At 68.3% G+C, this 1,313-nt stretch carries 2 protein-coding genes and 1 pseudogene; 1 reads left to right on the top strand and 2 read right to left on the bottom strand.

Features of this window, described 5'->3' with window-relative positions; translation table 11 throughout:
- The coding region (locus tag A5691_RS06620) for an NAD(P)-binding protein (protein WP_156734770.1) at positions 1–358 on the bottom strand (358 nt) is incomplete at its 3' end.
- Positions 359–434: 76 nt separating this feature from the next.
- Complete coding sequence (locus A5691_RS06615; protein ID WP_068266489.1) at positions 435–1,067, bottom strand: TetR/AcrR family transcriptional regulator; 633 nt, start codon at positions 1,065–1,067, stop codon at positions 435–437.
- 142 nt (positions 1,068–1,209) lie between these two features.
- On the opposite strand from A5691_RS06615, the pseudogene A5691_RS28545 reads away from it, so the two are divergent.
- A pseudogene (locus A5691_RS28545) lies at positions 1,210–1,313 on the top strand (TetR/AcrR family transcriptional regulator); the annotation flags it as partial.

The following is a 1,313-nucleotide window of genomic DNA, read 5'->3' as shown; positions in this document are numbered from 1 at the left end:
CAACCGTGTACACGTAGGACTCGACATCGCAGGCAATCCCCGGGTACCGGTTCCAGTACCAGGTCCCGCCCACGTCGGCCGCCCGGTCGATGAGCCGCACGCTGTCGACGCCGAGCTGACGCAGCCGCACCCCCGTCAACAGCCCGCCGAATCCGGCGCCGATCACCGCGACGTCGACTTCGTCGGTCAGCGGCTCGCGCGTGAATTCACCGTCTGCCCAGGGGTCGTCGGCGAAGCGCGCGAATGCCCCCGCCGTCTCGACGTACTGAGCGATGCCGTCCGGGCGCAATCGGCGCGCGCGCTCTTCCGCGTATTTGCGTCGCAGCGCGTCGACGTCGAACGACACGGTTTCAGTCAAGGCCCGGTCCTCTCGTGGCCCGACTATATAATCAATCGCTTGATCATATCAAGGCGGTGCCGTGTCGGCCCCGCCGCTATCCGCGCCCGCCGGCGAACAACGTTCCGCTGATCATCTTCTTGGCCGAGTCGAGCGCGGCGTGATAATCGCGCGGCGGCGACGTGGCCCCCAACTCGACCAACCCGTAGATGAGCGCGTAGAGGGCCTCGACGACGCTGTCCCGATCGGAAGGCCGCGACAGTTCGCCCTGCCGGTAGCCGTCGTCGACGACGCCCTCGATGATCTCGCGGAAAGCCTGAAATCCCGTTCCCCCGTCCATGTGCCGATCGGGGCCGACCACTCCTTCGGCGCGGATGACCCACTCGAAGGCGGCGAGATCTGGATACTCGCGCATCATCCGACTCGCCTCCTCCAACACCGCAACCAGCCGTTCGACCACGTCGTCGGCCTGTGCGGCCGCGTCCCGCAGCCGGGGGGCCGCGATCCGCTCGATGTCCTCGACGGCCGCGCCCAGCAATTCGGACTTGTTCGGGAAGTAGTGGTACAGGCTGCCGCTCGTCATGTCGGCGGCGCGGGCGATTTCGCGAATCGTGGTGCGGGAGTAGCCCATCTCGGCCACAGTGCGCATCGCCGCGGTGATGATGCGCGTGCGGGTCTGTTCGCCGTCGGCGCCCACCGGGCGCCCCAATCGCGAGGGCCGGGCGCTCATGCGGGACGGCACGCGCCGCCGTCCCGTCCCTCACGCACCGCGCACCTCCGCACGAACCCCGAATAAATCGATCACTCGATTATATTCGACACTGTCAGGCGCCGAGAGCCTGCGGACGGGACGCGCGAGTGCGGAGAACACGGTGACGCGGGCGCAGCGGGGACGCCCCGTCGGCGCCAGCGGTGAGGAGACCCGCCAGCGGATCATCGTGGCCACCATGCGCTGTGTGGCGACGGTGGGCTACTC

This window comes from Mycobacterium sp. E183 (assembly GCF_001667735.1).
Classification (GTDB): Bacteria; Actinomycetota; Actinomycetes; order Mycobacteriales; family Mycobacteriaceae; genus Mycobacterium.
The sequence above is the reverse complement of the archived record's forward strand: the minus strand, read 5'-3'. Positions and strand labels throughout refer to the sequence as shown.

Bases quoted from the DNA above. Each gene is read 5' to 3' on its own strand.
- A5691_RS06615 (WP_068266489.1), bottom strand. From the start codon at position 1,067: ATGAGCGCCCGGCCCTCGCGATTGGGGCGCCCGGTGGGCGCCGACGGC.